At 63.7% G+C, this 26,453-nt stretch carries 19 protein-coding genes; 10 read left to right on the forward strand and 9 right to left on the reverse strand.

The window, feature by feature from the left end:
* Window positions 1-153: 153 nt before the first annotated feature.
* Window positions 154-423: a DUF2782 domain-containing protein gene (locus KUV41_RS12290; protein ID WP_222163933.1), complete on the reverse strand. Its 270-nt coding sequence runs from the start codon at window positions 421-423 to the stop codon at window positions 154-156.
* A gap of 244 nt (window positions 424-667) precedes the next feature.
* On the opposite strand from KUV41_RS12290, the gene polA reads away from it, so the two are divergent.
* The 3 genes from polA (at window position 668) to KUV41_RS12305 (ending at window position 4,968) form a co-directional block, all read left to right on the forward strand.
* Window positions 668-3,454, forward strand: a complete 2,787-nt coding sequence (gene polA, locus KUV41_RS12295) for a DNA polymerase I (RefSeq protein ID WP_222163934.1) — start codon at window positions 668-670, stop codon at window positions 3,452-3,454.
* Window positions 3,455-3,536: 82 nt separating this feature from the next.
* Window positions 3,537-4,259: a haloacid dehalogenase type II gene (locus tag KUV41_RS12300; protein ID WP_222486380.1), complete on the forward strand. Its 723-nt coding sequence runs from the start codon at window positions 3,537-3,539 to the stop codon at window positions 4,257-4,259.
* Between the two features lie 196 nt (window positions 4,260-4,455).
* Window positions 4,456-4,968, forward strand: a complete 513-nt coding sequence (locus tag KUV41_RS12305; RefSeq protein WP_222238802.1) for a hypothetical protein — start codon at window positions 4,456-4,458, stop codon at window positions 4,966-4,968.
* A 135-nt stretch (window positions 4,969-5,103) separates the two neighbouring features.
* Here KUV41_RS12305 and KUV41_RS12310 read toward each other — a convergent pair whose 3' ends face one another.
* On the reverse strand, window positions 5,104-6,123 hold the full coding sequence (locus KUV41_RS12310) for a Fe(3+) ABC transporter substrate-binding protein (protein ID WP_206940683.1): 1,020 nt from the start codon (window positions 6,121-6,123) through the stop codon (window positions 5,104-5,106).
* Window positions 6,124-6,546: 423 nt separating this feature from the next.
* On the opposite strand from KUV41_RS12310, the gene KUV41_RS12315 reads away from it, so the two are divergent.
* Window positions 6,547-7,662: an ABC transporter ATP-binding protein gene (locus tag KUV41_RS12315; protein ID WP_222486382.1), complete on the forward strand. Its 1,116-nt coding sequence runs from the start codon at window positions 6,547-6,549 to the stop codon at window positions 7,660-7,662.
* A 61-nt stretch (window positions 7,663-7,723) separates the two neighbouring features.
* Here KUV41_RS12315 and KUV41_RS12320 read toward each other — a convergent pair whose 3' ends face one another.
* Complete coding sequence (locus KUV41_RS12320) at window positions 7,724-9,379, reverse strand: ABC transporter permease (protein WP_222486467.1); 1,656 nt, start codon at window positions 9,377-9,379, stop codon at window positions 7,724-7,726.
* A 218-nt stretch (window positions 9,380-9,597) separates the two neighbouring features.
* Between KUV41_RS12320 and KUV41_RS12325 the strand changes: the two genes are divergently transcribed.
* The 3 genes from KUV41_RS12325 (at window position 9,598) to KUV41_RS12335 (ending at window position 14,518) form a co-directional block, all read left to right on the forward strand.
* Complete coding sequence (locus KUV41_RS12325) at window positions 9,598-10,200, forward strand: TetR/AcrR family transcriptional regulator (RefSeq protein WP_222163937.1); 603 nt, start codon at window positions 9,598-9,600, stop codon at window positions 10,198-10,200.
* Window positions 10,201-10,318: 118 nt separating this feature from the next.
* Window positions 10,319-11,467 (forward strand): efflux RND transporter periplasmic adaptor subunit, encoded by a 1,149-nt coding sequence (locus KUV41_RS12330; protein WP_206940677.1) that lies wholly within the window; start codon window positions 10,319-10,321, stop codon window positions 11,465-11,467.
* A gap of 3 nt (window positions 11,468-11,470) precedes the next feature.
* Window positions 11,471-14,518, forward strand: a complete 3,048-nt coding sequence (locus tag KUV41_RS12335) for an efflux RND transporter permease subunit (RefSeq protein ID WP_222486384.1) — start codon at window positions 11,471-11,473, stop codon at window positions 14,516-14,518.
* Window positions 14,519-14,546: 28 nt separating this feature from the next.
* Here the strand turns inward: KUV41_RS12335 and KUV41_RS12340 are convergent, their stop codons facing one another.
* From KUV41_RS12340 to dctP, 4 genes are all read right to left on the reverse strand, one after another.
* The gene (locus KUV41_RS12340) at window positions 14,547-15,491 is read right to left on the reverse strand and encodes an alpha/beta fold hydrolase (RefSeq protein WP_222486386.1); all 945 of its coding nucleotides are present in this window, start codon (window positions 15,489-15,491) and stop codon (window positions 14,547-14,549) included.
* Window positions 15,492-15,710: 219 nt separating this feature from the next.
* Entirely contained in the window at window positions 15,711-17,036 is a 1,326-nt protein-coding gene (locus KUV41_RS12345) for a TRAP transporter large permease subunit (protein WP_222486388.1), read from the reverse strand.
* The gene (locus tag KUV41_RS12350; RefSeq protein ID WP_206940667.1) at window positions 17,033-17,545 is read right to left on the reverse strand and encodes a TRAP transporter small permease subunit; all 513 of its coding nucleotides are present in this window, start codon (window positions 17,543-17,545) and stop codon (window positions 17,033-17,035) included. The genes KUV41_RS12345 and KUV41_RS12350 overlap by 4 nt, the downstream gene beginning before the upstream one ends.
* Before the next feature lie 77 nt (window positions 17,546-17,622).
* Window positions 17,623-18,729, reverse strand: a complete 1,107-nt coding sequence (dctP, locus tag KUV41_RS12355) for a TRAP transporter substrate-binding protein DctP (RefSeq protein ID WP_206940665.1) — start codon at window positions 18,727-18,729, stop codon at window positions 17,623-17,625.
* Between the two features lie 358 nt (window positions 18,730-19,087).
* On the opposite strand from dctP, the gene KUV41_RS12360 reads away from it, so the two are divergent.
* From KUV41_RS12360 to rmuC, 3 genes are read left to right on the forward strand one after another with little or no spacing between them, the layout of a single operon-like run.
* Window positions 19,088-21,406, forward strand: a complete 2,319-nt coding sequence (locus tag KUV41_RS12360; protein WP_222486390.1) for a tRNA(Met) cytidine acetyltransferase TmcA — start codon at window positions 19,088-19,090, stop codon at window positions 21,404-21,406.
* Window positions 21,407-21,441: 35 nt separating this feature from the next.
* Window positions 21,442-22,908 (forward strand): aminoacyl-histidine dipeptidase, encoded by a 1,467-nt coding sequence (locus KUV41_RS12365; protein WP_222486392.1) that lies wholly within the window; start codon window positions 21,442-21,444, stop codon window positions 22,906-22,908.
* A gap of 1 nt (window position 22,909) precedes the next feature.
* Window positions 22,910-24,349, forward strand: coding sequence for a DNA recombination protein RmuC (gene rmuC, locus KUV41_RS12370; protein WP_261396034.1), 1,440 nt, complete (start codon window positions 22,910-22,912; stop codon window positions 24,347-24,349).
* Window positions 24,350-24,516: 167 nt separating this feature from the next.
* On the opposite strand, the gene KUV41_RS12375 is transcribed toward rmuC, so the two are convergent.
* Both KUV41_RS12375 and KUV41_RS12380 read right to left on the reverse strand, forming a co-directional pair.
* Window positions 24,517-24,990, reverse strand: a complete 474-nt coding sequence (locus tag KUV41_RS12375) for a Dps family protein (protein WP_222163943.1) — start codon at window positions 24,988-24,990, stop codon at window positions 24,517-24,519.
* 208 nt (window positions 24,991-25,198) lie between these two features.
* Window positions 25,199-26,338 (reverse strand): glycerate kinase, encoded by a 1,140-nt coding sequence (locus KUV41_RS12380; RefSeq protein WP_222486394.1) that lies wholly within the window; start codon window positions 26,336-26,338, stop codon window positions 25,199-25,201.
* Window positions 26,339-26,453: the final 115 nt, after the last annotated feature.

The raw sequence follows: 26,453 nt of genomic DNA on the forward strand, positions 1-26,453 counted from the left end.
GACAGTGCCCCTTGGGGCAAGTGCCCGGCAGAGGGCCTGGGGCGCGCAGGGCGCTGACAGCAAACGTGCAAGGTGAGCACAACGGGCGGGCAGCGAAGGCGGAGCGACGACGCTCGTCGATTCGCCCCGGCCAGGCTATTGGACCCTGCTTGGCTATTGGACCCAGCTGGGCACGTCGACGCTATCGCTGGTCTGGCGCTGGAAGTTGCCGTCGCCATTGCGGTCCACCAGGAAGTAGGTGCTGCCACCCTTGGGCTCCACCTTGATGGCATACAGCTTGCCGTTGACTCGGTACTCGCTCAGGGTCTGGCCGGCTTCCTGGCGTACGCTGACATCCGGCTGCACCTGCGCCACAGCGGGTGCCGCTGTCGCCAGTAGCGTCAGGGCCAGCAGGCTAGCGCTGGTGAGGCGTTGAATCATCATGGTAAGCCTCCTGATGACAGTTCATCGTCAAACGGTTTGGTAGAACGGTGTTCGATAAGACCATGATACGTGTCGCAGGGTTCCCCGGCAAAGGCGTTGTGGTCGCGCCGCAGCGGGCAGACGCTGGTGCCAGGGTGGAGCGACGCTCTGGACTTCACTCGGCGAAAAGCGACCGGCAAAAGACGCACGGGATGCGTATCATGTGTGGCAACGTAGACATTCTTTCTTACAGGGACGCCGATCCATGGCCTCTAGCCCCATCGTTCTCGTCGACGGTTCCTCCTATCTTTACCGTGCCTTTCACGCCCTGCCGCCACTGACCACCTCCGAAGGTCAGCCTACCGGCGCCATCAAGGGCGTGATCAACATGCTCAAGCGCCTGATCAAGGACTATCCGGACAGTCCCATGGCGGTGGTCTTCGATGCGCCCGGCAAGACCTTTCGTGATGAGCTGTACGATCAGTACAAGGCGCAGCGGCCGCCGATGCCGGATGACCTGCGCGCTCAGGTCGAGCCGCTGCACGACTGTGTCAGGGCGCTGGGCTTGCCGCTGCTGTGCATCAAGGGGGTCGAGGCAGATGATGTCATTGGCACCCTGGCCCGGATGGCGACGGACGCCGGCCGCGACGCCGTGATCTCTACCGGCGACAAGGACATGGCGCAGCTGGTCAATGGCCATATCACGCTGGTCAACACCATGAAGGACGAAACCCTGGATGTGGCCGGGGTGAAGGACAAGTTTGGCCTGCCGCCGGAGTTGATCATCGACTACCTGGCATTGATGGGCGACAAGGTCGACAACATCCCCGGAGTGCCGGGGGTTGGCGAAAAGACCGCTATCGGCCTGCTGCAGGGCATGGAAGGCGGGCTGGATGTGATCTATGGCGACCTCGACAAGGTCAAGACCCTGTCATTTCGTGGCGCCAAGACGTTGCCCAAGAAGCTCAAGGAACATCGCGATCAGGCCTACCTGTCGTACACGCTGGCCACGATCAAGACCGACTGCGAGCTGGAGCTCGGCCTCGATGACCTGGCCATCGCTGCGCCGGACCGTGAGGCGCTGAAGACGCTTTACCAGCGCCTGGAGTTCAAGAACTGGCTGGCGGAGTTGCTGGCCGGTCAGGACGAGGGCGTGGACGACGTGGCGGGTGGCACGGCCACCCCGGCGGGGAGCGATGACGCCGAGGATGGCAAGGTCGCCGCGGGGGACACGCGGGAGGATCACGTGATTCTCGAGCAGGCCGAGCTGGACGCCTGGCTCCAGCGGCTGGCCGACGCCGAGGCCTTCTGTTTCGATCTGGAAACCACCAGCCTCAACTATATGGAGGCCGAGATCGTCGGTATTGGCCTTGCCCTGGCCCCGGGCGAGGCCGCCTACATCCCGCTGGCCCATGACTACCTGGATGCCCCTGCCCAGCTCGATCGCAAGCAGGTGTTGGCGTCGCTTGCTCCGATACTGGCCGATGAGCGCATCGCCAAGATTGGCCAGAACCTGAAATACGACATCTCGGTACTGGCACGCTACGAGATGGCGGTCGCCGGGCCTCTGATCGATACCATGCTCGAGTCCTACGTGCTGGATTCCACCGCCACCCGGCATGACATGGACTCCCTGGCGCTGAAGTACCTGGGCGAGGGCACGGTCAAGTTCGAGGATATTGCCGGCAAGGGTGCCAAGCAGCTGACGTTCAACCAGATTGCCCTGGAACAGGCGGCTCCCTACGCCTGCGAGGACGTCGATATCACCCTGCGCCTTCACCACGAATTGCGCCCCCGCCTCGAGCAGACGGGGCGATTGGCCGAGGTGCTCGACAGGCTTGAACGGCCGCTGGTTCGGGTGCTGTCGCGGATGGAGCGCAACGGGGTAGCGTTGAACGTCGAACTGCTGCACACCCAGAGCCAGGAGCTGGCCGAGCGCATCCGTGAGCTCGAGGCCAGGGCGTTCGAGCTGGCCGGACGAGAGTTCAACCTGGGTTCGCCCAAGCAGCTGGGACAGATCCTGTTCGAAGAGCAGGGCATTCCCGTGATCAAGAAGACCCCCAAGGGCGCGCCGTCCACCGCCGAGGCGGTGCTTGAAGAGCTGGCACTGGATTATCCGCTGCCCAAGCTGATCATGGAGCATCGTGGCCTTTCGAAGCTGCGCTCCACCTATACCGACAAGCTGCCCAGGCTGGTCAACCCGTCCACCGGTCGTCTGCACACCAGCTATCACCAGGCGGTGACGGCCACCGGTCGTCTGTCGTCGTCAGATCCCAATCTGCAGAATATCCCGATTCGTACCGACGAAGGACGCCGCATCCGTCAGGCCTTTGTGGCACGGCCTGGTTATCGCATCGTGGCGGCGGACTATTCTCAGATCGAGCTGCGCATCATGGCGCACCTGTCCGGCGACAAGGGCCTGCTGTCCGCCTTTGCCGATGACAAGGACATTCACGCCGCCACGGCGGCTGAGGTGTTCGGTGTCGGCCTGGACAAGGTGTCCAGTGATCAGCGCCGCAGTGCCAAGGCGATCAACTTCGGGCTGATCTACGGCATGAGCGCCTGGGGGCTGGGTCGCCAGCTGCACATCGAGCAGAGCCAGGCCAAGACCTACATCGATCGCTACTTCGATCGCTACCCCGGAGTGGCCCGCTATATGGAGCGTATCCGTGCTCAGGCGGCCGAGGATGGCTATGTCGAGACAGTGGCCGGGCGCAGGCTCTATCTGCCGGAAATTCACTCTCAGAACCGCGCTCGTCGCCAGGGCGCCGAGCGCACCGCCATCAATGCGCCCATGCAGGGGACGGCGGCAGACATCATCAAGCAGGCCATGATCGATATGGACGATTGGCTGACCGACCAGGCGGGCAGCAATGGCTTCGATGCCTGGATGGTGATGCAGGTCCACGATGAGCTGGTGTTCGAGGTCAAGGAAGACCAGGTGGACGCCTTCATGGCCGAGGTCAAGGCGCGCATGCAGAATGCTGCCAGCCTCGATGTGCCCCTGATTGTCGAAGCCGAGAGCGGTGCCAACTGGGACGAGGCCCACTGATAGCGCCAGCCATGGTCTATGCTGTTGTCCCAATGGAGGTGCTGGCAAGGCACCGTACGCGGCCGACAAGGAGAGCAACAGCATGGCGACGCCCTGGCAACGACCCAAGATACTGGCCTTCGATATCTTCGGCACCGTGGTGGATTGGCACGGCAGTATCGTGCGCGAGGTCGAGGCCCTGGGCCTGCTTGACGGTCCCGGCTGTGCGCTGACGCCAGCTGACTTTGCCCGAGCCTGGCGGGCGGGCTACAGGCCTGCAATGGCTCGGGTGATGTCAGGCGAGCTGGGCTGGACGCGCATCGACGACTTGCACCGGATGATTCTGGACGAGCTGCTCGATCAGTATCACCTGGCGCTGGACGAGCCGGGGCGGAGGCAGCTCAACCTTGCCTGGCACCGGTTGGCGCCTTGGCCCGACAGCGTCGAGGGGCTTTCGCGACTCAAGCAACGCCATGTGATCTGCACTCTGTCCAACGGCAATCTAGGACTGCTGGCCGATATGGCCAAGCTAGGGGGACTGCCCTGGGACCTGATTCTGTCAGCAGAGGTCTTCCGCGCTTACAAGCCCCATCCGGACACCTACCTAGGCGTCGCCGAGGTATTTGAAGTGGACCCATCGGAGGTCATGCTGGTGGCCGCCCACCAGGATGATCTCGACGCCGCTCGCGGCTGTGGCCTCAAGACCGCTTACATCGAGCGCCCCCACGAGTTTGGCGCCGATGCCCCCAAGTCGGTGGAGGGATCCTCCGCCAACGACCTTCACGCCAGCTCGCTGACGGACCTGGCCCGGGCACTGCAGTGCTAGTGGGCCAGTCGCTGGAGGCTAAGGGTAATGACCATGGAACCTGGTGATGCCTGGGGGCTGGCTTTGCTCGCCAGGTAGTCCGCCTCGACAAGAGGTCATTCACCACTGCCGAGATCGTGTTGCGGGTGCTATGGTGTCGGTCATGGAATGCCAACTTGGTCGTGGATGCCACGGCCCCATTGCCGGAGACAAGGATATGACACGGGTAAAGATGGGATGGGCAGCGCTTGCCATGGTGACGCTGGCAGGCTGTGCGTCGACCTCGCAGCCACAGACCGCCGCGGAAATGTTTGACTGTAGTGCGCTCAATCAGGCGGTGGCGAGTGCCGAAGGAGGCTTTGCTGGCATCAAGGGGCGTTTCGAAGACAACCGTCTGACCCGCACCTGGGAAACCGACGTTCAGGCGTTTCATGAGTCCTGCCTGATCACCTCATCCCAGCGTCCCGATCATTATTCCTGTTTCGGCCGCATGGACAGCGATGATCCGCGCGGGGCGCTCACGGTCGGCGGTGAAGCGCTGGGCCAGTGTCTTGGCGCGGACTGGTCCTCGACCCGTGAGGAAGGCAGCGACCGCTTGATCTTCTCCAAGGCAGGCACCGACACCACCGTGTCACTGGAAACCTTCCTGAATGATCGCGGGCGTCGCATGGCCAGCCTGGATGTCTGGCAGCATCCGGATGATCTGCGACTGGAGTCCACCGGCCGCTGAGCGCCATCTCGACGTTGCGGACGAACACGCCGCGATCCAAGACGCTGCGAACGAAAAAGCCCCGAGCCATCGACTGGCTCGGGGCTTTTTTTGCGTCAGGCCTGCAACTTGGCAGTCGCTGGCCTCAGCGACGGATCAACGCCAGCCAACGCGGTCGAAGATCTTGATCGCTTCCGGGTTGTTTTCACCCAGCACGCTGACGTTGACGTCGTCCTTCTTGAACTCGCCCCAGGAAGACAGCACCTCATCGAGGGCGACGCCTTCCACCACCGGGAACTCGTGATTGCCCACCGCAAACAGCTCCTGGGCCTTGTCGGATGCCAGGAACTCAAGGAAAGCCACCGCGTTATCGTGGTTCGGCGCACCCTTGACCAGGCCAGCGCCGCCGACGTTGACGTGGGCACCACGGTCATCCTGATTGGGGAACAGGATCTGGACGCTCTCGGCAGCTTCGCGCTCGTCGTCGTTGTCGGACGTCAGCAGGCGCACGTAGTAGTAGTGGTTGGCGACGGCCACATCGCACTCACCGCTGGCCACGCCCTTGATCTGGTCACGATCACCGCCTTCCGGGTCCCGCGCCATGTTATCGACGACGCCCTGGGCCCACTCCTCAGCCCCTTCCTCGCCGTGGTGCTCGATCATCGATGCCAGCAGTGACTGGTTGTAGATGTTGTTGGACGAGCGAATGCAGATCTTGCCCTTGAGGCTCGGGTCAGCAAGCTTCTCGTAGGTGTCGACCTGTTCAGGATCGATGGTCTCCGGGTTGTAGAAGATCGCACGCACACGCTGGCTGAAGCCGAACCAGTCACCTTCAGGGTGGCGCATGCTGGCGGGCAGGCGCTCATTGAGTACCTCGGAGTCCACCGCCGCGAAGATGCCTTCTTCCTCGGCACGCCACAGACGGCCAGCGTCCACGGTCATCATGATGTCTGCCGGGCTGGCTTCGCCTTCGCGCTTGATGCGCTGAATCAACTGATCGGAATCGCCCTGCAGCACATTGACCTCGATGCCGGTCTCCTCGGTAAAGGCATCGTACATGGCCTGGTCTGAGTCATAGTGACGAGCGGAGTACACGTTGACGCTGCCGTCGGCGTAGGCAAGGCCGGAAGCGCTTGCCAGGGCAATGGCTGCGGCGAGGCGAGTGGCGTTTGACATCGGAGACCTCTTGTAGTGGGGAATGATAATACGTGTCATTCTGCGATGATATTGAACGGCTTGTTGCCGGTGGCGTCAATCATTGTGCCTCCACGGAGCGATGGCGATGGCTTCACTCGGCATAGTCGGCACGGCTCATCCGAGGTAAGCCCGCTACCATAGGGGCAGTTACCTCAATAGAGGCAGTAGCGTCGACGAGGATTGCGCCTGCCAGGGGTGTGACAGGCGGTGCGGGGCACGCACCGGCGCTTGCCAGCGTCTGGTGAAGGGAGCTGGCCGGCGTCTGGTAACGGAAAAGGGGGAAGGCGTGTTGGAAGGATTCGCGTTACCATGGCCTGCCCAGCGGCGCTGGTGGGCGTCCCGAGGCCGCAGGGCCTGACACCCGCCACTCTTGTTTTCGGCTCTTCAGGTGCGATGACCGTCATGCCCCCACACTCTGCCTCCGCTGCTGCCGAGCAGCTAGCACTCGAACAGACACCGTTGATGACCATGCACAAGGTCCAGCATCGCTACGCTGATGCGCTGGCGGTGCGTGATGTGTCCTTTTCGATAGCGCCAGGGGAAGTGGTGTGCCTGCTCGGGCCCTCCGGCTGTGGCAAGACGACCTTGCTGCGCATTGTGGCGGGGCTTGAGGCGCTGCAAAGCGGGGAGCTGGTGTTCGATGGGGAGCGCCTTGCGGCCCCCGGGCTGGCCCATGTCCCCCCCGAAAAGCGCAGCGTCGGCCTGGCATTTCAGGAGTCGGCGCTGTTTCCTCACCTTAGCGTGCTCGACAACGTCAGTTTCGGGCTTAAGGGACTGCCGTCAGCCAAGCGCCGACAGCGGGCGCTGGAACTGCTTGCCCAGCTTGGCATGGACGGTTATGCCGAGGCATTTCCTCATACCCTGTCGGGAGGTCAGCAGCAGCGCGTGGCCCTGGCCCGAGCCCTGGCGCCTTCGCCCAAGTTGATGTTGCTTGATGAGCCCTTTTCCAGCCTCGACGCACGACTGCGGGACCGGATTCGGGACGATACCCTGCACGTGCTGAAGCAGCTGGGCGCTGGCACCCTGCTGGTGACCCATGACCCGGAAGAGGCCATGTTCATGGCCGATCGTATCGTCTTGATGCGAGAAGGCAGGGTGGTGCAGGCAGGCACCCCGGAAGAGCTCTACTGTGCGCCCGCGACGCCCTTCGTGGTGACCTTCTTTGGGGACGTCAATCGTCTCGAAGGGACGGTGCAGCGGGGCTATGTGCGCACGGCCGTGGGACCGGTGGCAAGTGACCTGGCCGAGGGGTCGCGTGCACAGGTGCTGGTGCGACCGGAAGCGCTGCGGGTGGTGGAGATCGACAGTCCCAATGCGCACGAACATCACAGCCACGTGCTGATGGCACGCCTACTGGGACGCAGCAGCCTGTTGCACCTCTGCGTGCATGGCAGTGATGGCCAGGAAGCCCACATGCATGCCCGCGTACCCGGCGTCTTTCTTCCCCGCGAAGGCCAGGCCGTCCAGGTCAGTCTCGATCCGGCCCAGGCCTTTGTCTATCCCGCCGACATGGTGTGATATCAGCTGAGATCGGATGATCTCAGCTGACATGAGCTGGCCCGGCTGACGCTCAGTCTGATCAGGCGCCTCTGTGGCCAGGGCGCGAGCGGCGCATGGCCAGGCTCAGCAGGACCACCGGAATGATCCCCACCGCCACGATCGCCAGCGAGGACGTGGACGCCTCGGCGAGCCGCTCGTCGGCGGCCAGGTTGTGGGCCCTGACCGCCAGGGTGTCGAAGTTGAACGGACGCAAAATGATCGTGGCCGGCAATTCCTTCATGACATCCACAAAGACCAGGATACCGGCGGCCAGCAGACTGCCTCGCATGATCGGCGTGTGCACCTTGCGCAGCGTGCCGGTAGCGGTCTCTCCCAGGGTGCGTGCAGCGGCATCCATCGACGGTGTGACCTTGCCCAGGCTGGCTTCCACCGCGTTGAAGGACACCGCCAGGAAGCGCACCACGTAGGCGTAGATAAGGATAAAGGCGGTGCCGCTGAGAATGAGCCCGATCACCTCCCCGGTGGCGGCCTTGAAGAGCTGATTGACATGGTCGTCGACCCAGGCAAAGGGAATCAGGATGCCGACGGCTACGACGGACCCCGGGATGGCGTAGCCAAGGGAGGCAATTCGCGTTGCCGTGCGGGTCACCGCGCTGGCTTCCAGTCTGGCGCCGTAGCTCAGGATGACCGCCAGTCCCACCGCCACCAGCGAGGCGCTGATGGCCAGCAGCAGGCTGTTGCCGGCGTACTCCAGAAAGGCGCCTCCCAGCACGCTGTCGCCAGCCTTCAGGGCCATGCTGCCCAGCAACAGGCAGGGCAGCACGAAGCCCACGGTCACCGGCACGGCGCAAGCCAGTGTCGCCCCCCAGGCACGGGCACCTCTAAGTCGATACTCCGGCAGCTGCTGATAGCGGTGCGAGGTGTGATGAAAGCGGCGCTTGCCCCGTGACCAGCGCTCGAGCAGCACGAACAGGATGACGAAGGCCAGCAGGCAGGCGGCCAGCTGGGCGGCGGCGACCTGCTCGCCCAGGCCGAACCAGGTGCGGTAGATGCCCGTGGTGAAGGTATCGACGCCGAAGTACTGCACCGCGCCAAACTCATTGAGGGTCTCCATCAGCGCCAGCGATACCCCGCCCACCAGAGCCGGACGCGCCAACGGCATCGCTACCTGGGTGAACATCTGCCAGGGCGTGCGTCCCAGCGTTCGTCCCACATCCAGCATGCACACCGACTGCTCCAGAAAGGCGGCTCGCGCCAGCATGTAGACGTAGGGGTAGAGCACCAGGGTGATCAGGGTGGCCGCCCCAGGCAGGGAGCGAATGTCGGGGAACCAGTAGTCACCGCGCGACCACTCGAAGGTTTCTCGCAGCAGGCTCTGCAGTGGGCCTGCGTACTGCAGAAAGTCCGTATAGGCATAGGCGATGACGTAGGTGGGCACCGCCAGTGGCAGCAGCATGGCCCACTCGAACAGGCGCTTGCCCGGGAAGCGGCACATGACCACCAGCCAGGCGCAGCCGGTACCGATCGCCAGCGTGCCAAGGCCGACGCTCAGGACCAGCAGCAGGGTGTTGACCAGGTAGCGACTCAGCACAGTGTCGGCAAGGTGGCGCCAGATATCGCCAGCAGGCACAAGAATGTGGCCAAGAATGACCAGCACCGGCAAGGCGACCACGGCGGCAACACCCAGAGTGAGCCAGCCCCAGCGAGATAGCCGTCGTGATGGGGCGTTGGCCATTGAGGAAGAACTGCTGGACAAGAGGATACTCCTGGTCGGACACCGCAGGTCGGGCGGGACGCAAGATGATACCAGCCCGTCGCGGATGCTGCAGTCAGTGGAAAGGGGCATGGGCGCGGTATCGCTCAGGTATTCCTGCCAGGCAGCCACAGGATGGCTTTGAAAGTGAATGAGTATTCATTTATTTTAAAAGGCATCTGACAGGAGGCTTTTGCATCGTGCGACCCCGTGATGACAGCAAGCGAGTGGGACTGCTCGAAGCCACTCTGGTCGAAGTGACTGAGCACGGCTTTCAGGTTGCCTCGGTCGCGCGTATTGCGCGTCGCGCCAAGGTCTCGCCGGCGACGGTCTACATCCACTTCACCGACAAGACCGCGCTGCTCGAAGCGACCTTTGTGCACGTGTGTGATCGCTTGATCGATACCGCGCTGGAAGCCTTCGATGACGAAGTCGACTTGCGTGCAGGGCTCAAGGCGATCTGGCGGGCGTTGTTCGGTTTGGCGCTGGAGCAGCCGCGGCTGTTTCGCTTTCACGATGCCTTTAGTCACTCGGTATGGATGACCGAGGCACTGCGTGAGCGCAACGACCGCCGACTGTCGCCGCTGCTTGACGTGGTGGACCAAGGCCAGCGCAGCGGTGTGCTCAAGCCCGCCGGTCGCGCCCTGGTGCACTGCTTTCTGTTTTTGCCGATCTATCAGCTGGTGCACGGCCAGCAGTGCCACCCCTTCGACCCCAGTGACGCCAATATCGAGCTGGCCTTTGCCATGGCCTGGGATGCGATAGCCGCCAGTCCGGAGGCGGCTACGCAAGGCTGTCGCTGAATACGTCCTGTTGGCGCAACAGCCTGAACCAAGAGCCTGACGCAAGACATTGAAACAAAACTGAATACTGACCCCCGATAGCCCCTGACCCAAGACCCCTGGATGCATTGGAGCCCCCATGATCCCTTTCCGCCAGCGCCTGATTCTTCGTCGACGAAGCCTTGTTGCCACGCTGCTTGCCGTCGTTGTGATAGCCGGCTGTGAGGCCGACCAGCCGCCACTGACGCAGCAACAGGTGCATCCGGTGAAGCTGGTAGCGCTGGATGCCAAGCGCCAAGGCATGCTGATGCGCTATCCCGGTCAGGTTCAGGCGTCTGAGCGTTCGGAGCTCTCCTTTCGCGTTGGCGGAGAGCTGCGCGAGCTTGCCGTACAGCCAGGCGATGAGGTTGAAGCCGGCGACTTGATCGCTCGGCTGGACGACCGCGACGCCGAGAGTCAGCTGGCCAGCGCTCGCTCCAGTTACAGCCTGGCGGAGGCGACCTACGAGCGCATGCGTATCTCGCTGGAGCGCGGCGCCATCAGCCGCTCACGCTTCGACGAGGCCAGGGCCGAATACCTCTCGGCCCAGGCCCAGCTCAAGCAAGCACAGGATCAGGTCAGCTACACCGAGCTGACGGCGCCGTTCAGCGGTGTGATTGCCTCGGTGCCTGTCGATAACTACCAAGTGGTCACCGCCCAGCAGACCATCGCCGAGCTGCAGCAGCCAGGTTCCATCGATGTCACCTTCCAGCTGCCGGAACAGCAGGTGCGCCGGATCAACGACGAGCGAGCTCAGGCGGTGCAGGACGGTGATGAGGCCGTGGTGTGGGTCACCTTCGCCGAAAATCAGCAGCAGCGGTACCCGGCCCGCTACAAGGAGCACGACAGCAGCGTGAGCCAGGGCTCGCTGAGCTATGAGGTGACCCTGACCCTGCCTGAGCCGGAGGACATCACCGTGCTGTCAGGCATGAGTGCGACCGTGCTGCTCGACATGAGTGCGCTCACCGGTGACAGCCGAGACCCCTGGCGCGTGCCGGTGGCCGCGGTGACCACTCGCGAGTCAGCCCCTGAGCAGCCAGTGGTGTGGCGCTTTGTGCCGGATGATCCCGCCGCCGCTGAAGGCCCCGGCAAGGTCGAGGCCGTGCCGGTGACGCCGGGGCCGATTACCACCCGCGGGATGTTGATCGAAGGCGAGCTTGAGGCCGGTGATCGGCTGGTGGCTGCCGGTGCAGAGCGGATGCAGGAAGGGCGACAGGTGCGCCCGTGGATCAAGGAAGAGGGGCTCTGATCAATGGTCGATTTTTTCCTGCGCCAGAAGGTGATCAGCTGGATGATCACCCTGCTGCTGGCCATCGGCGGCGTCGTGTCCTTCTTCGGCCTGGGCCAGCTCGAGTTCCCCGAATTCACCATTCGTAACGCCATCATTTCGACCCAGTACCCTGGCGCGACGCCTGAGCAGGTCGAAGAAGAAGTCACGCTGCGCCTGGAGAAGGCCATCCAGCAGATGCCTGACCTCAAGCGTGTCAGCTCGGTCAATGCCGACGGGCTATCGCAGATCACCGTGGAGCTGGAGAACACGGTGCGCGAGAAAGAGCTGGATCAGTACTGGGACCTGCTGCGCCGCAAGATCAATGATGCCCAGGTTCAGCTACCTCCTGGAGCGGGCACGTCGATCGTCAATGACGACTTCGGTGACGTTTTCGGCTTGCTGCTGACCTTGACGGGCGCGGACTACGGCCAGCAGGACCTGGAAGATCATGCCGACCTGCTGCAACGCGAACTGCGCCTGGTCGAGGGGGTCAAGAAGGTGGCCATCGCCGGCACGGTGCAGGAGCAGGTGGTAGTGTCCCTCGATCGTGACCGCATGAAGGCGCTGGGAATTTCGCCGCAACAGCTCAGCGACCTGCTCAATGCGCAGAACGTGGTCGGCGATTCCGGTCACATCAAGCTGGACGGCCTGTCCCTGTCGCTGCAGCCGACCGGCGAGTTCGACAGCGTCGAAGCGCTTGAGCAGCTGGTGGTAGGGCGGCCGGGTAACGGCCTGATTCGGCTGGGGGATATCGCCGAGGTGTCGCGTGAGCTCAGCGACACGCCCCAGTTGTTGTATCACGCGGGCGGCCAGCCGGCGCTGTCCATCGGGATTTCCTTCGCCTCCGGGGTCAATGTGGTGGAGGTCGGCGAGCGGGTAGAGGCCCGACTCGCTGAGCTGTCCCAGCGCATGCCGCTAGGGATGGAGCTGGAGACCGTGTATCACCAGCCCCACGTCGTGGAAGACGCGGTCAACGGGTTTTTGATCAACCTGGCGGAAGCCGTTGGCATCGTCATCCTGGTACTGCTGCTGTTCATGGGCGTGCGCAGCGGACTGCTGATGGGCTTGATTCTGCTGCTGACCATTCTCGGCACCTTCATCATGATGTCGATCCATGGGATTCAGCTGCAGAAGATATCGCTGGGCGCCTTGATCATCGCCCTGGGCATGCTGGTGGACAACGCTATCGTTGTCACCGAAGGCATGCTGATCGGCATGGCCAGAGGCAAGACCAAGCGCCAGGCGGCGCTCGAAGTGGTTGGACAGAACCGGCTGCCCTTGCTGGGGGCCACGGTGATCGCCATCACCGCCTTTGCCCCGATAGGGCTGTCTCCTGATGCCACCGGTGAGTTCGTCGGGTCGCTGTTCTGGGTGCTGTGCTATTCGCTGTTTCTCAGTTGGATCACCGCCCTGACCCTGACACCGTTCTTCTTTGATCTGTTCTTCAAGGACCGCGTCGCGGGCGATGACCAGAGTGACGACGTGGACCCCTACCGCGGGCTTTTGTTTCGGGTCTTCCGGCGCATGCTTGTCCTGGGTATACGGTTTCGCTACCTGACGCTGTTGCTGGCGGTCGCCCTGCTGGCCGGCGCTCTGTCGGTATCCGGTCAGGTCAAGAACGCCTTTTTCCCGGATGCCACCACCCCGCTGTTCTTCGCCGATGTGTGGCTGCCGGAAGGGACCGATATTCTCGATACCGAGCGCACCGTCGAGCGGCTGGAGCAGAAGGTCCTCGAGATGGAGGGCGTGACCCAGGTGACCAGTGTGATCGGTGGCGGCGCCCAGCGCTTTACCCTGACCTATGCCCCGGAAGACCGCTACGCGAGCTTTGGCCAGTTGATCGTCGAGACTCGTGATCGCGACAGCCGAGAGGCGCGCATGCGCGACGTGATCGAGACGCTGCGACAAGACTTCCCGCGGGTTCAGTACAAGGTACAGGCGCTGCAGGTAGGCCCATCGGCCAAGGCCAGCATCGAGGCGCGTATCTACGGTGATGATCCCGAGACCCTGCGTGAACTGGGGGCTCAGGTGCGCGGCATCTTTCAGGATGAACCCATGGCGGACAGCATTCGCCTGTCATGGAGCAATCGCGAGAGCGTCATTGTCCCCGAGTTCCTGGATGAGCAGGCACGCCGGGTGGGGGTGACCCGCGATGGTCTGCAGCAGGCCTTCCGTCTCAACAACGATGGCGAGCAGGTCGGCGTCTATCGGGAAGGCAGTGAGCTGATCCCGATCGTGATGCGCTCCCAGGAGGGGCAGCGCCACGACATCGATAACCTGGGCGCCATCAACGTCTGGAGTGAAGAGCAAGGGCGCTACCTGAGTGCGGGCAACGTGCTGGGTGAGCTGCGTACCGAGCTGCGGGACCCCTTGATCAAGCGCCGCGACAGGCGGCGGATGTTGGCCGTCTACGCAGAGCCCATGCCGCTCTCCGGTGAGACCGCTGCCAGCGTGCTGGGACGGCTGCGGCCCCAGGTGGAGGCCATCGAGCTGCCGCCAGGCTACGCCATCGAGTGGGGCGGTGAGTACGAGACCGCCAGCGAGGCTCAGCAGGCGCTGCTGTCGTCGCTGCCGATGGGCTTGCTTGGCATGTTCATCATCACGGTGCTGCTGTTCGGGCGCCTGCGACAGTCGCTGGCCATCTGGTCCATCGTGCCATTGATGATGATCGGCATCATTGGGGGCCTGGCCCTGTTGGGAGCCCCCTTCACCTTCATGGCGCTGCTCGGCACCCTGAGCCTGATCGGCATGGTGCTGAAAAATGCCATCGTCCTCATGGAAGAGATCAACGTCCAGCGCAAGCTCCAGGACGATGCCCATGATGCGGTGGTCCAGGCCGCCGTCAGTCGTGTACGCCCGGTCACCATGGCGGCGATCACCACCATGTTGGGCATGTTGCCCCTGTTCACCGATGCGTTTTTTGCCTCCATGGCCGTGGTGATCGTGTTCGGCCTGGGGGTGGCGACGCTGCTGACGCTGGTGATGGTGCCGGTGGTGTACTGCACGCTGATGCGCATTCGCGCGAGCTGAGGTTGGGCCGTGATAGCTCTCGGCGACGTCAGCCGCCGGGGGCATAGAGTTCGCGATTCGGTGTGACGGCAGATGTATCCGGCGTGCTCTGTGCCTGCGGGTCAGTGGACGCCAAGTGCTGCTCCAGCCACCCCGTCAGCAGGGGCCACAAGGTCTCCCGGTGGCGTCGGCGGAAGCCGTCCAGGTGTCCCAGTGCGCCACTGCCCAGCGTCTCAGGGGCGAGCTGCAGACGCGTCACCGGGGCCTGGGTGAAATAGGACGCCAGCAGGTCAATGCTGTCGCGGCTGGCGTAGGGGTCGTCGTCGAAACCGACCACCAGCAGCGGTATGGTCAGCCTGGCGAAACGGGCCTCCGCGGCAAGCTCTGGATCATCGAAGAAATAGCGCGGCAGACTGATCCAGTGGCTGCACTGGCGGGCAACGCCGCAGGGAACGTCTTCACTGACCCCCAAGCGCCGACAGGGGACATAGCCGGCGACGCGGGACAGCAGAGGAAACAGGATCTTCAGCAGCACATAGGCCCGCAGGCGAAGCCACGGTGACGTGATGAAGCGCAGGCAACTGGCGTTGCAGGCGATCAACACCGCGGCGCTCAGCAGTCGACTGGCCTCGCCCAAGCCAATGGCATGCCCGCCAAAGCTGTGTCCCACCGCCAGCATCGGGAGCGTCGGCCAGCGCTGGTGCGCCCAGCGCGTCACGCTGTCGGCGTCCAGTTCTGCCCAATCCTGCATGCTCACCTGTAGCTGGTCGAGGTGTTCCGGTCGCGACCGGCCTATCCCGCGGTAGTCATAGCAGATCACCGTCAGCCCTCGTTCACACAGGGCATTGGCAAACCCCTGATAGAGACGCTGGGAGACAGCGGAAGCGGGATGGATGATCACCACTCCTCGCGGGTCCTGGTCGGGTTCGAAGAGGCTGGCGCCGAGCGGATAGGCGTCGGCGGCAGGTAGGGTAAAGCGAGAGACATTGGCCATCGGTTGGGCCCTGCACGGTAGGTGGATCGAGAGGTTGGGATTTCTCGATAAGTAATACGGCGCAGGAACTAGGTCGAGGCTTTACCAAAACGGTAGCGCGGGAGGGTGAAAAGCCGAAGAGTATGCTCTCTCGGTACTGGAAATCTCGTCGCTGCAAAGTAAAAAAGCCCCCGCCGAAGCGGAGGCTCACTCGTACCGTCGCGGTGATCTTGCGTGTACTTATCCGAGCAGCCTGGAGGGCAGGCCGGTGACCAGCCAGGGGAAGTACGACATCAGCACGCAGGCCAGCAGGATCAGCGCGCAGAAGGGAATGACCGCCTTGTACAGATCCAGCGTCTCGACCTCGGGCGGGGCCACGCCCTTGAGGTAGAACAGCGCGTAGCCGAAGGGCGGGGTCAGGAAGGAGGTTTGCAGCACCACGGCGACCATGACCACGAACCACAGCATGTCGACACCCATGGTCTCCACGATGGGGAGCATGATCGGGAAGCTCAACAGTACGATGCCGGTCCAGTCGAGGAACATCCCCAGGACGAATACCAGCAGGAACATCAGGATCAGCGCACCCGTGGTGCCGCCCGGCATGGCCAGAACCAGCTCGCTGATCACATCCATGCCCCCGCCAATGGAGAACACCCCGGTGAAGGCAGTGGCGCCGACCAGCACGAACATCACCATGGTCGTCGTCTTGCCGGCCTCGATGAAGGTGGTATAGCAGGTCGACAGCTTGCGGTCGCCGAAGATCAGGAACAGGCAGAACGCCAGCGTCACGCCAATGGCAGAGGCTTCCGTGGCCGTGGCAATACCGGTGAACAGGGCTCCCAGCACGCCAAGGATCAGGCTCATGGGCGGCAGCACATACTTGCACAAGCGTACGATCAGCTCGCCGGTACTGGTTTCGGCGCGTTCCTCGACACCTACCGGGGGACCGAAGTCAGGCTTGACCAGGCAGACGATGAGCACGTACAGCGCGTACATGCCCCCCAGCAGCAGGCCAGGCACCAGGGCGCCGGCAAACAGTGCGCCGACTGACACGGGAGAGTAGCTGGCCATCAGGATCAGCATGATGCTCGGCGGGATCAGAATGCCGAGACAGCCGCTTGCCATGATCACCCCGGCGGACAGCCCCTTGTGGTAGCCGTACTTGAGCATCGGCGCCAGAGCGATCAGTCCCATGACGGCGATGGAGGCACCGACGATGCCGGTAGTGGCCGCCAGCAGTACCGAGACGATGACCACCGTCAGCGCCAGGCCGCCGCGCACACGTCCGAGCAACAGTCGCATGCTCTCGAACATCTTCTCGGTGACGCCGGAGTCGTTGAGAAAGCGTGCCATCAGAATAAACAGCGGGATCGCCACCAGAACATAGTTGTCCATGGCGCGCCCGTAGATGTTGTTGATGATGATGCCCAGCACCTGTGGGCCGGGGCCAAACCAGGCACCCAGCACCGCCACGCCACCCAGCACAAAGGCCAGCGGGTGGCCCATGAAGAGCCCCAGCATCAGTCCGGAGAACATGAAGATGGTAAGAAGTTCGGCACTCATCGGGCCTCCTCCCTGTCGTGGGTAGTCAGCTCCGTGATAGCGCGGATGACGATGGCGACGGCCTGCAGCAGGATCAGGACACCGGCGATGACCAACACGGCCTTCACCGGGTACACCGGAATGGAGACGATGCCGTAGGTGGATTCGGCGCGGCTCCATGAGCGTTCGAAGAAGCGCCAGCTATAAGTGATGAACATGATGATGAAGGGGGTAAAGAACAGCAGGTAACCCAGCAGGTCGATCAGCGCCCGGCCACGGCGGGACAACAGCTGCTTGACGATATCCACCTCCACGTGGGCGTGATGACGCAGCCCATAGGCGGCCATCAGCATGAAGTGGGTACCGAACAACATGGTGGTGATGTCGAAGGCCCAGTCACTGGGGCGTCCGAAAAAGAAGCGCATCGCGATGTCGTAGACCACCACGAGGGTGATGATCGCGATCAGCGGAGCGATCAAACGGCCGAACCACTCGTTCAAGCAGTCAATGGCCTTGGCAATGGCGTTCATGGTGGAAGTCTCGTCGATATCCAACGATGACCGGCGGCCTGGTCAAGGCCGCCGGCCGGTGAAGGCAAGCGTGTTGCCTAGTTCATGCAGGCTTCGATGTCGTCGAGCGACGGGATGTTGTCGGTGACGCGGCTCATGTTGAAGGGCACTGAGACGTCACGCCACTGGGCGTAGTCCTGCAGGTAGCTGATCATCGACTGATAGACCTTGGCATGCATCGGGTCCTCGCAGGCACCCTGCACGATCACCTCGTTGGTGATGTCCTGGATCTTGGCCAGATCCTCTTCGGACAGCTGGTTGATGGTGGTGCCATCCTCGATGAACTTGGCGGTGCCTTCTGTTGACTGCTTCTCGGACCAGGCCAGTGACCAGGCCATGGTGGCTTCAGAGGCGATCTTCAGCTTGGCCTGAGTTTCCTCGGACAGTGCGTCCCAGGCATCCTTGTTGATCATGACGCCGAACACACTGGCGGACTGGTGCCAGCCAGGGGTCATCCAGTAGTCAGCCACCTCGGAGAAGCCCGCCTTGTAGTCCACCCCAGGGGTGGAGAATTCGGCGCCATCCACCACGCCACGTTCGATGGCCTGATAGATTTCACCGCCAGCCAGAGTGACCTGAGAGCCGCCGAGTTGCTCGAGGACGCGGCCTTGGTCGCGACCGGACAGGCGCAGGCGCTTGCCTTCGATATCGGCGATGGACTCGATTGGCGTGCCACCACGGAAACCCGATTCATTGTTGGTGATACCGTAGGGCAGGTAGACCATGTTGTACTGGCCGTAGATCTCCTGGTAGAGCTCGAAGCCCCCCCATTGGGTAATCCAGTTCAGGTAGTCGACGCCGTTGAACAGGCTGGTGGTCGTTGCCAGCGGCGAAAATGCCGGGCTGCGACCGGCCCAGTAGCCAGGCCAGTCGCCGGCGGCCTGGATGCTGCCGGTTTCGGTGGCATCGAAGACTTCGGTGCCAGGCATCAGGGTGCCGCCGGCGTAGAACTCGATCTGGACTTCGTCACCGGCCAGCTGGTTGACCAGCTCAGCCCAATGCTTGTCGATGGCGATCAGGTCGAGGTTCTCTGGCCAGGTGGTGGTCATGGTCCACTTTTCCTGGGCCATCGCCGAGCTGGACATGGTGGCCAGGGCGATACCAGCCACCAGGCCGGTAAGCGTGAATGTGGTGGTGTGCTTCATGCAGGTGCTCCCCGTGGGTTGTTGTGATTCTGCAAAGGAGGCGGTCGCTGCCTCTCCAGGTTGGCGTTTGGCATCCATGGTGGCGGTGCCTGGGAGTAGTGGCCGAACAGCGGGGGGACCCTCGCTGTCGCCTCGGCTTCATCAAGCTAGCACGGTCCACAAGCGTTGTTCGATGCGACACATGTCGATGAATCACCACGCTTTTTTGGCATATGCACAGCTCTTGAAGCGATAAAAAGTATCGACAATTCAAGAAAATGAATAAGTTAGAAGCGGATCTATGCTGCACCGCCATAGATCGCACGAGCGTTTAATCGGTGCTTTCATTAGACCAAAGTTGATTTATCCTGGAGCCGCCATGCATAGCCTCGTCACTCATGCCGATCTCGAGCGCCTACGCGACTATCGTGCGCGTCTGGCCCAGCAGCGTCAGCGCGGGATGGTGTGGATGACGGGGTCGCCGGAACAGGTCCGTCGTCGAGCCCTGGAGTGTCTCGCACAAGGGGGCTGGGAGGCGCCGCTGTGGGCGGGCATGGACCTCGAGGTCGTGGCAGAACCCGCACGGGACGAGGTGGAGATGGTGGCGCTCGGCAAGGCCAGGATGCGCCTGGGGCATGAACACGATCTGCTGATCGTCGATGCCCTGTCACCCGCCTCGGGGCTCGACCCCGATGCGCTGGGCGCGCTTTCCGGCACCCTGGTCGCCGGCGGTCTGCTGTGGCTGCTGATGCCAGACGACGGCGGCCGTCAGCCTGATCGGGACTACCGGCGTATCGCCGCTCACCCCTGGGCGCCGGCGTCGCTGACCAGTCACTATCTTAGGCGCCTGCACCGCTTGCTGGGCGAGCTGGATGGCGTCATGCACTGGCATGGCGATGCCGGCCTGTCGCCAGCGCGCTCTTTAGATGGGGCCCTGGCCCAGGCTTCAGACCTCGCTTCAGCTCGGGCTCCGGCGTCCTTACCGTCGACTCAATCCGAAACGGTGTCACCGTGCCCGGATGCTGACTGCCTCACCGCGGACCAGGCCGAGGCGGTGCGCCGGTTGTCTCGCCTCAAGCGCCGCCGTCCGCTGGTGATCACCGCAGACCGTGGTCGCGGCAAGTCCGCGGCGCTGGGCATCGCCTGCGCACGAATGCTGGAGCACGCCTCCGCCGATTCGCCGGTCGAGATCCTGCTGACCGCCCCCAGGGTGTCATCCGTGGAGGCGGTGTTCGCCCGTCTGGCGGCGCTGTTGCCGGAGGGCGTGCGTGACGGCAATGACTACTGCCTGGCCGCCGGGCGGCTGCGCTTCATGGCCCCAGATGGGCTTTCCGATGCCGTGACCACGGGCGAAGCCGGCGGCGCCGGCAGCGTCCTGCTGGTGGATGAGGCTGCGGCGATTCCGGCAGCGCTGCTGGGTCAGTGGCTGAAGGCATTTCCGCGTGTCGCCTTCGCTACCACCGTGCACGGCTATGAAGGCTCTGGCCGAGGCTTTGCGCTGCGCTTCAGGCGTCAGCTTGACGCTATCACACCTCAGTGGCAGGCCATGGAGCTGACCGCGCCGATACGCTGGGCGGCCGGTGATCCCCTGGAAGCGGCGATATCGGCTTTACTGTGTCTGGACGCGGAGATGCCCGACGTACCGGTGGCTGCTGGCGACCTGGCGTCCCAGGTCGCGGCGCTGCCGTCGTCAGTCCTCGGTCGGGCGGCCCTGGCGCAAGATGAGGATGCCCTGCGCGGGATTTTCGGGCTGCTGGTGCAGGCCCATTATCGCACCACCCCGAGTGACCTGCGGGCGCTGCTGGATGGTCCTGACACCCGCCTGTGGGTGCTGGGCCCGCCGGCCCATCCGGTGGCGGTCTGCGTGACCATCGATGAAGGCCGCTTTGACGACGACCTGGCAGAGCAGGTGCTGCTGGGGCAGCGGCGTCCACGGGGACACCTGATGGCCCAGTCCCTGGCCGCACACGCCGGCGAGCGAGGTGCCTTGACCGGGTCGTTGCGCCGGGTGTCCAGAATTGCCGTGCATCCTGACTGGCGTCGTTGCGGATGCGGGGCGCGCCTGCTCGATGATGTCGCCGATCAAGCGTCGCTAGATGGCTGCATGCTGCTGGGGACCAGCTTCGGTGCAGATCCCGAGTTGCTGAGCTTCTGGTACAGCCGGGACTATCGTCCGGTGCGCCTCGGCCTGACCCGGGAAGCGGCCACCGGCGAGCACGCGGTCATGCTGGCCCGGAGCCTGACAGATGACGGGCAGCGGATCCTTGAGCGCCTGGCCCAGCGCTTCCAGCGACAGCTCCCAGGGCTTCTGGCGTTCGAGCTGCCGCTGCTGCCGCCGCAGGTGGTGATGGCGTTATTGTCCCATTCCACGCTGGCGCCGCCGGATGATCATGACCTGGGAGAGCTGACGGATCTGGCGCGGGGCCTGCGTGAACCCGCCTTGTCGCGACCGGCGATCCAGGCCCTGGTCGTTGCCCTGGCCCGGCTGTCTCACCAGGCCATCACCTGTGGCGATCAGGGGGGGAATGGCGACCTGGCGTGGCTCGCGGCCTGGGCGTTTCAAGGCCGCTCGGAAAGTTCCCTGGCCGCGGCGCTTTCGCTCAGCGGCAAGGCACAGGTCAAACAATGGCTTCGGGACGCAGTGGGACATGGCCTGGACGTGATCGGTCACCTTTCCAAGCCGGCGGAGCAGGGGTAGAGTGCCTGCATCTGCAAAACCTGGGCATCACCTGCATGAACCAACATCTCGACACCCTCGCGCCTGCCATTGTCTGGCGCCACTTCCGTACCTTGTGCAACACACCGCGCCCGTCGGGCCATGAAGCCGCCCTGGTGGCCGCTATCGAGGCCTGGGCTGAGCAGCAAGGGATCGCTCACGACCGTGATGCCTACGGCAACCTGCGCCTGTCCAAGGCCGCAAGCCCAGGCCACGAACAGGCCCCCGGCGTCATTCTCCAGGGCCATCTCGACATGGTGGCCCAGGCCAATGCCGATATGCCCCACGACTTCACTCGTGACCCCATCGTGACCTGGGTCGAAGAGGGCTGGCTCAAGGCCGATCGCACTACCCTGGGAGCCGATAATGGACTGGGCGTTGCCGCTGCGCTGGCCATTCTCGAGGAGCCGGAGCTGGTCCACGGACCCCTTGAGGCCATCTTTACCCTGGAAGAAGAGACCTCCATGGGGGGCGCTCTCAACCTGGCCGAGGACTGGCTGGCGGGGAGCATACTGCTCAACTTGGACTCCGAGGAGCCCGGTCAGGTCTACATCGGCTGTGCCGGCGGTGCTGATGTGGTGGTCGAGGCCCAGCTGCCGATGGAGTCGACCAGCGAGGAAGAGCAGGCGCTGACGCTCAGCCTCAAAGGCCTGCGGGGTGGGCATTCCGGGATCGACATCGACAAGGGGCTGGGCAACGCCAACCGGCTGCTGGTGCGGGTGCTGCGTGCCCTTGATGGCGGAGAAGTGCGCCTGGTGGAATACCAGGGCGGCACCCTGCGCAATGCCATCCCGCGGGAGGCACAGGCGGTGATCATGGTGCCCCGGGACGAGGTCGAGCACGTGCGCGGTCGTGTCACCCAGCTGGAGGAGGAGCTGCGTCAGGAGCTGAGCGGCGTGGATGAGGGCCTGCGCCTGACCCTGGAGCCCTGCCCAGAGCCTCGTCAGGAGGCGCTGACCTGTCACGCCAGCCGGCTGCTGGTGGCGGCCTTGCATGCTGCCCCCTGCGGCGTCGAGCGCATGAGCGTCGATGTTCCGGGCGTGGTCGAGACCTCCAACAATCTTGGCGTGATCCGCCTGGAAGAAGGCCGCTTTCACCTGTGTGCGTTGGTGCGCTCGCTGCGTGACAGTGCCACCGCCGACCTGGCCGAACGCTTCAGTGCCCTGTTTGAGCTGATCGGGGCTCGGACCCGCATTGAGAACGGCTATCCTGGCTGGACGCCACAGCCTGACAGCAGCGTGCTCGAGCGCTTCTGCACGCTGCATCGGGAGCAGTTGGGTGTGGCGCCGGAGATCAAGGTCATCCACGCCGGGCTCGAGTGCGGTATTCTCGGTGGCAAGTATCCACACCTGGAGATGATTTCCTTCGGCCCGCTGATTCGTGGTGCTCACTCCCCCGATGAGCGTGTCGAGATCTCCACGGTGGAAGCATTCTATGACCTGCTGAAGGCCGTGATCAGTGACCTGGCAAGGACCCCTGACTGAGATGAAAGAGGCGTTGCTTACGACCCCGATGACGCCGGCCTTTGCCGGCGTCTCGCTGTTGGCCCTGGTGGCGCTGTGGCTGGTCTGGCGTGGTCGCCAGCATCGCCGCCGCCAGGATCAAGCGCTGGAGCAGCTGACACAGCGTCTGGAAGAGCGTCAGCAGGCCTCTCGTCAGCTGGAGCAGGAGCTGGCGATCAGCGATGCCCAGCTGGATGCCAGTCGAGAGCAACTGGAGACCCTGCGGCGCGAACGGGACAGCCTGCGTGAGCATATGGCCGAGGTGCGCGAGCACAATGCCCGGCTGGAAACCGAACGAGAGCAGATGACAGCACGCCACCGTGAGCAGATGGCGCTGGTGGAGCAGGCGCGGGACAACCTCAAGCAGGAGTTCCACCAGCTGGCCGGCCAGGTCTTCGAGGAGCGCCAGCAAGCGTATCAGGCGCAGAGTCGAGAAGGCATGGAGTCATTGCTCAAGCCTTTCCGTGAACAGGTCGATCAGTTCCGGCGACGGGTCGAGGAACTGACGGGACAGCACAGTCGTGAAGCGGTGTCGCTGAAGTCCCAGATCGAGCAACTGGCCAGCTTGAACGCGCGACTGGGAGAAGAAGCCGCTGGCCTGGCCCGGGCGCTCAAGGGTGATCAGAAGGCCCAGGGTGGCTGGGGCGAGCTGATGCTCGAAACGGTGCTGGAACGCAGCGGCTTGAGGCGCGACATCGAGTACCGGCGAGAGGTCTCGATGAATGGTGAACAGGGGCGCCAGCGGCCCGACGCCATCATCTATCTCCCCGAGGATCGCCACCTGATCATCGATGCCAAGGTCTCGCTGACCGCCTGGACGAGGGTGGTCAATGCTGACGATGAGGCAGAGCGAGAAGCGGCCATGAGTGCTCACCTGACCTCCCTGCGTAGCCACATACGTGGGCTCGCCGCCAAGGATTACCCGGCGTTGCCGGGGCTGCATTCACCGGATTTCGTGTTTCTGTTCGTGCCGGTGGAACCGGCCTTCGCCGCAGCCTTTGAGCGGGACCCCTCGCTGTTTCAGGAAGCCTTCGATCGCCAGGTGGTGGTGGTCACGCCGACCACCTTGCTGGCCAGTCTCCGCACCGTGGCAGGACTGTGGAGCATGGAGCGCCAGAATGAGAACGCGCGCATCATCGTGTCCCGGGCCGAGCGTCTGCTGGGCAAGTTCTCTGGCTTCGTCGAGAGTCTCGACGATGTGGGCAAGCACCTGGAACGGGCCAGTAGCAGCCATCAGCAAGCGATGAACCGGCTGTCTCGCGGGCAGGGGAGCCTGGTGGCCCAGGCCGTGGAGCTTGAGCGTCTTGGCGCGCGCATGAAAAAGCCGCTGCCTCAGGAGTTGAAGCGTGCGGCGGAGGCTTCCAGCACGCTGACCGGCACTGATGAGGCCAGCAGCCATGAAGGCCACGGCAGGTCGTCCTGACGGCTGCCCCGGAATCCGCCTTGAACGTCGCCCTGGAACCCGCTCCGACGTCAGAGGACTCGCGCAGGCAGCGCGGTGGTGACGGTCGGGTGGTTGCAAGCAAAACGCCCCGCGCGCCAGTGGCTGGCGCGCGGGGCGAGATCATTCAGGCCGGTGTGGCGGTGTGGTCAGCCCAGGTAGGCGCCCAGCATCCACACGGTCTTCTCCTGCTCACGGATGTAGTCCCCGACCTGAGAGGCGGTGCCCTCATCGTCGGCATCCGAGGCCACCGACAGGATTTCGCGCTGTAGTTCGATCAGCTGCTGATATCCTTGGAGCACGCCGCGCACGCAGGCCTCACCGTCGTGCACGTCCTTGTCTTCGCCGATCCGCGACAGGGTGGTGTAGTCACTGTAGGCGTGGACGGGCTTGTGCCCCAGCGTAAGGATGCGTTCTGCGACCTCATCTACCTTGACCAGCAGGTCGGTGTAGAACTCCTCGAATTTTTCGTGCAGCTCAAAGAAGTTGGGGCCCTTCACGTTCCAGTGATAGCCACGCACGTTCATGTAGAAGATCTGGTAGTTGGCCAGCAGTTCGTTGAGCTTGTTAGCCAGGTCGCTGGCGCTGCCTTGGTGCAGGCCGATGGCGTTGGTGTCGCTCATGCAATACCTCCTTGATCGCTGTGGTCCTGTATATCCCGACAGGATATCGATACCGGTGGGCGGGAGTGAAACCAATTACCTCCATCGCCGCGATAGGGCCCATTGATGACCGCTTCTAATGACATAGTGATGAACCCCTGCATTTTCAAGGGGCGTGTCCAGGGCGGCGTGTTCCATCAGGCGCAGCAAGAGAGCTTGTCGACAGATATTAGCGGCCTGACGTAGCGAGCATGGCACGCAGCAGATTTTCCGTGCGATCAGACAGTAGCTCGGCACAGCGAGCCAAGGCTTCATCGAGGTCCATGGGCCCATCTGCCAGTGCAAAGGCGGCGCTTACGCCCTCGTCCAGAGCGGCCTGCCAGCCGGGTGCCATGCGTCCTGCCAGCACGATGACCGGTACGCCTCTGGCCCGTGCCGCACGGGAAATACCTATCGGCGTCTTGCCCGACAGGCTCTGGCCATCGAGCTGGCCCTCGCCGGTGATCACCAGGTCGGCATTGGCCAGCCGCTGCTCCATCCCGGCCTGCTCCATGATCATCTCGATACCCGGGCGCAGCTGCCCCCCGAGGAAGGCCTTTACCGCGAAGCCCATGCCACCTGCGGCGCCGGTGCCTGGCGCATCTCTCCAATCCTGGCCCAACTGCTCCGCGGCCTTGTCGGCCCAGCGCGATAGCGCGGCATCCAGGCGCTCGACGTCCTCCGGGGAGGCGCCCTTCTGAGGGCCAAAGATGGCACTGGCGCCACGCTCGCCCAGCAGCGGATTGTCCACATCCACGGCGGCCTCGACCACGACCGAGTCGAGGCGCCGGTCTAACCCGGAAAGGTCGACCCTGGCCAAGTGCTCGAGGCCGGCGCCAGTGGGGGAAATCGGCTGATCATCGGCATCCAGCAGCCGTGCCCCCAGCGCTGCCAGCATGCCGGCTCCGCCATCATTGGTGGCACTCCCGCCCAGAGTGATCAGCATGCGCTGGGCGCCGGCGTCGAGGGCCGCCAGGACCAGCTCCCCGACGCCGTGGGTAGTGCTGTGAAGCGCCGTACGCTCTTCGGGGCTCAGTGCCTGCAGTCCGCTGGCCTCTGCCAGTTCGATATAGGCCGTCTGGCTGGCGGCATGCCATCCCCAGGCAGCCTCGCCTGGTCTGCCCAGAGCATCCTGCACGGTGGCGGTACGGCACTCGGCGCCGGTGGCGCTGAGCAGGGCCTCAAGGCTGCCTTCTCCCCCGTCTGCCATCGGACATTCATCCATGGTCAGGGTGGGGTCGGCGCGTCGCGCACCCTCGGCGATGGCGCGGGCAGCATCGGTGGCGCTCAGCGCATCCTTGTAGCTGTCGGGGCAGATCAACACATTCATGGGTGGCCTCTCCGGTTGGAAGAAATGAGCGGGTGACATGAGCGGGTGACAAGGGGGACGACATGGACAGCCCCCTGGTCGGAATGTCCTGCTGGACCAGCGTTTGCCCCTGACT

Source organism: Halomonas sp. DP8Y7-1 (genome assembly GCF_019801685.1).
Taxonomy (GTDB): Bacteria; Pseudomonadota; Gammaproteobacteria; order Pseudomonadales; family Halomonadaceae; genus Halomonas; species Halomonas litopenaei_A.